Below are 4,138 nucleotides of genomic sequence, written 5' to 3' on the forward strand. Positions count from 1 at the left end.
ATCGATGGCGAGCCGCCGGCGCTGGGGCAGGTGCCGCACGCGCTGGACGGCGAGTCGATGGGCACGACCTGGTCGGTGCGCTTCATCGGGCCGGACGGGCTGCGGCTCGCCGCGATCGAGGCAGCCATCGTCCGCGCCTGCGATGAGGTCATCGCGCAGATGAGCGGCTGGGACGCCGCCTCCGACCTGAGCCGCTTCAACCGCGCGCCCGCCGGCACGGTGTGTCCCTTGCCGGACGACTTCGCGACGGTGCTCGATGCGGCGCTGAAGATCGCCGCCGCGAGCGGCGGCGCCTACGACCCCAGCGCCGGCGCGCTGGTGGCGTTGTGGGGCTTCGGTCCGTCGGGCGAGACGCGCTCGCGCCACGCCATGACGATCCCGCCTTCAGCGCCCCGTCGCCGCAGGATTGCGCCCGCGTCCACTGCGGCTGGGACGCGCTGCCGTGGGACGGCGCGCGTCGCACGCTGACGCAGGCCGGCGGTGTCGCGCTGGATCTGTCGGCGATCGCCAAGGGTTTCGCCGTCGACCGCGTGTCGGAGCTGCTGGGCACGCTCGGGCTGCGCGATCACCTCGTCGAGATCGGCGGGGAGCTGCGGGGCGCCGGCTTGAAGCCCGACGGGCAACCCTGGTGGGTGGACCTCGAGCCGCCCGCCGCCGACTGCGCCCTGGCGCCGCTGCGCATCGCGCTCCACGGCCTGTCGGTCGCGACCTCCGGCGACTACCGCAAGTGCTTCGTCGATGCCACCGGCCAGTGGCGGTCCCACACCATCGACCCCCGCACGCGGCGACCGGTCGAACACGGCCTGGCCTCGGTCACCGTGGTGCATGACAGCGCGATGGCGGCCGATGGCTGGTCGACCGCGCTGATGGTGCTCGGGCCCGACGAGGGCCTCGCGCTGGCCGACCGGCTCGGCCTGGCCGCGCGGCTCGTGCGGCGCCGCCCGCCGGCCGAAGGCGGTGGTTTCGAGGAGCGCTTCTCCGCGGCGATGCGCGCGCTGATGCTCTGATGACTGCGATCCTGTCCCGTCCCGCGGCGGCGCTGCTGCTGCTCGCGCTCTACCTGCTGATGTGCGCCGTGGTGTGGTGGCGGCACCGCCGCCGGCAACGCCAGGCGGCCGCGGAATCGGCCGCGCTTCTGCCGGCCGCCGATGCCGGCCCGCCGGTACTGGTGCTGCATGCGAGCCAGACCGGCCAGGCCGAGGAGATCGCCTGGCAGACCGCCAGGGCGCTGCACCTGGCCGGCATGCCGGTGCGCGTCGCCGCGCTCGGCGAGGTGGACCGCGAGGCGCTGCGCGGCGCGCGGCATGCGCTCTTCATCGCCAGCACCTACGGCGAGGGCGACGCCCCCGACAGCGCGGCGCCGTTCGCGCGCGACCTGATGGCGGCACAGTCCTCGGACGCGGCCACCGGCCTGGACCTGTCGTCGTTGCAGGTGGGCGTGCTCGCGCTGGGCGATGCGACCTACACCCACTTCTGCGGCTTCGGCCGCGCGCTCGACGCCTGGTTGCGCGAGCGCGGCGCGCGGTCGATGTTCGATCGCATCGAGGCCGACCGGGCCGACGAACACGCGCTGTCGCAGTGGCGGCAGCGCTTGAGCCACCTGGCCGGCACCGCCGACCTGGCCGAGTGGGAGGCGCCGGTGTTCACCGACTGGCGGCTGGCGGCGCGCCGCCATCTGAATCCAGGGAGCCAGGGCGGACCGGTGTTCCACCTCGAGCTGGTGCCGGCGGACGGATCGCCGCTGCCCGCCTGGGAGGCTGGCGATCTCGTGCAGGTGAGCGTGGCCGGGGAAGCGGTCCGCGCGACCGATGCGACCGGGTCGGCCGATGCGATCGACGACGACGCGCGGCGACCGCGCGAGTACACGATCGCCTCGCTGCCCGCGGACGGCCGCGTCGAGCTGATGGTGCGTCGCACCGAGCGCGAGGACGGCTCGCCGGGCCTGGCGTCGGGATGGTTGACGGAGCGCCTGGCCGTCGGTGGCGGCGTCGCGCTGCGACTGCGGCCGCATGCGAGCTTCCGCATCGGCGCCAACGCCGACCGGCCGCTGATCCTCGTCGGCAACGGCACCGGGCTGGCGGGGTTGCGGGCGCACTTGAAGGTCCGCGCGCAAACCCGCATGAACACGGGGAACGGCGCCGTGAGGGCTTGGTTGCTCTTTGGTGAACGGCAATCGGCGCACGACGCGCATTACCGCGACGAGATCGAGGCCTGGCAGCGCGACGGCGTGCTGGCCCGCGTGGACTGGGCCTTCTCGCGCGACCAGGCGGAGCGCGTCCATGTGCAGCACCTGCTCGCTCGCGAGGCGCCGCGTCTGCGCGAATGGATCGCGGACGGCGCGGCGATCTACGTCTGCGGCAGCCTGCAAGGCATGGCCGGCGCCGTCGACGCGGTGCTGCGCGAGACGCTCGGCGAGGCCGATGTCGACGCGCTCATCCGCGAAGGGCGCTACCGGCGCGACGTGTACTGAGCGGTCCGCGCCGGTGCTGTCGGCGCCGTGAGGCGCGCGTCGCGCGGACCACGGCGACCACGGGGAACCCCGTAGGCGCGCAGGCATCGCGCGTGTCGGACATGCGGAGATTGATGCGCGCCCGCGACAAACACGGGGGACGGCGTTGACTTCGAGGCCGTTTTCCCCCTGCCAGAGCCTTCTCAATGCAGGAGGTGCGCAGTACCATTGCCCGCGCAGGGTGCCAACGAGTACCGAAGGCGTCAGACCTTCACCAGGGCCCGGCACATCAACAACCCTTGATGGAGAGAATCGAAATGGCAACTGCGAAGAAGGCCGCGCCCGCCAAGAAGGCGGCACCGGCCAAGAAGGCGGCACCGGCGAAGAAGGCCGCCGCGCCCGCGAAGAAGGCGGCACCTGCGAAGAAGGCCGCGCCCGCGAAGAAGGCAGCTCCCGCGAAGAAGGCTGCCGCTCCCGCCAAGAAGCGCACCCCCAACGCCGCCTTCATGAAGGCCCTGACCCCCAGCCCCGCGCTGGCCGCGATCGTCGGCGACAAGCCGCTGCCGCGCACCGACGTGGTGAAGAAGGTCTGGGAATACATCAAGAAGCACAACCTGCAGGACGCTGCGCAGAAGCGCGTCATCAACGCCGACGCCAAGCTGAAGGAAATCTTCGGCAAGGCCAAGGCCGACATGTTCGAGATGACCCGCCTGATCAACAGCCACCTGAAGGATTGAGCGCCGAGGCCGCAAGGCCTCTTCCGCGTTCAGGACAAGGCCCGCCTCGCGCGGGCTTTTTTGCGTCCGCGCCGGTCCGTGGGCAGGCGCGGCGCGATCGCCTCAGAGCCGCTCGAGCGCGGCGCGCAGCTGGCGCACGTCGATCGGCTTGAGCCAGTAATCCTGGAAGCCCGCGGCGCGAGCGCGCTGGCGCTGGTCGTCCATCACGTCGGCCGACAGCGCGATGCAGCGCAGCTGGGCCAGGCGTGCATCCGCGCGCACCAGCGCCATCAGTTCCAGGCCATTCATGTCCGGCAGGTTCATGTCCATCAGCACCAGCGAGGGCATGACGCGCGGCAGCATCTCCATCGCCTGGGCGCCGGTCTCGGCCACGTCCAGCGTCCAGCCGGGCATCAGGCGGAACACCTCCTCCATCAGCACGATGTTGATGCGGTCGTCCTCGACGTAGAGGACGTGGCGGGCGGCGGTGGGGGAGGACATGGCGAGGACAGGCAGGGGACAACGCACGATACCAGCGATTGGCTGGACGGCCCGTCTTGTCCATGCCGTCACCGCTTCTTCACCGCCCGTGCGATCTGCGGGAGCACCGTGACAAAAACCACGCGCGGCCATACCCCCGGCTGAGGGGGACGGCCCGATGCGGCGGGTCTTCGCTCCCTACACTCGCCGCAACTCCTGTCACATCCGGTGATGCAAAGCGACGGATGGAAACAGGAGCCACAAACGGCAAGGCTTGACCCCGACGAGATGTCTCGCGGAGGCGGCCGCCGAAAAGAGAACTGTCATGTCGTTGGTGGCCGCATTCGCGTTGGCCGCGTCCACCGTGACGCTGCCCAACTGTTCCTGGGACAAGCCGGGCGTCAATCCGTTCATGGGCGACCTCGTCGCGGCCGTGGACCGGTACAAGGACATCCCGCCGGCGACCCGCGCCAAGCTCAAGGCGCGCATGGCC

The 4,138-nt window shown here is 71.5% G+C and carries 5 protein-coding genes; 4 read left to right on the forward strand and 1 reads right to left on the reverse strand.

The window, feature by feature from the left end:
- From FUT87_RS31065 to FUT87_RS23360, 4 genes are all read left to right on the forward strand, one after another.
- A partial coding sequence (locus FUT87_RS31065) for an FAD:protein FMN transferase (RefSeq protein WP_255511987.1) occupies positions 1-468 on the forward strand: 468 nt, incomplete at its 5' end.
- Positions 438-1,007, forward strand: coding sequence for an FAD:protein FMN transferase (locus tag FUT87_RS31070; protein ID WP_255511988.1), 570 nt, complete (start codon positions 438-440; stop codon positions 1,005-1,007). The genes FUT87_RS31065 and FUT87_RS31070, both read left to right, overlap by 31 nt.
- Entirely contained in the window at positions 1,007-2,470 is a 1,464-nt protein-coding gene (locus tag FUT87_RS23355; protein WP_147242554.1) for a sulfite reductase subunit alpha, read from the forward strand. Before FUT87_RS31070 ends, FUT87_RS23355 begins: the two co-directional genes overlap by 1 nt.
- 296 nt (positions 2,471-2,766) lie before the next feature.
- The gene (locus tag FUT87_RS23360) at positions 2,767-3,186 is read left to right on the forward strand and encodes an SWIB/MDM2 domain-containing protein (RefSeq protein ID WP_091730363.1); all 420 of its coding nucleotides are present in this window, start codon (positions 2,767-2,769) and stop codon (positions 3,184-3,186) included.
- A gap of 102 nt (positions 3,187-3,288) precedes the next feature.
- Here the strand turns inward: FUT87_RS23360 and FUT87_RS23365 are convergent, their stop codons facing one another.
- Positions 3,289-3,666: a response regulator gene (locus FUT87_RS23365; RefSeq protein WP_175538417.1), complete on the reverse strand. Its 378-nt coding sequence runs from the start codon at positions 3,664-3,666 to the stop codon at positions 3,289-3,291.
- Between the last annotated feature and the right edge of the window lie 472 nt (positions 3,667-4,138).

Source organism: Mitsuaria sp. TWR114 (genome assembly GCF_007997345.1).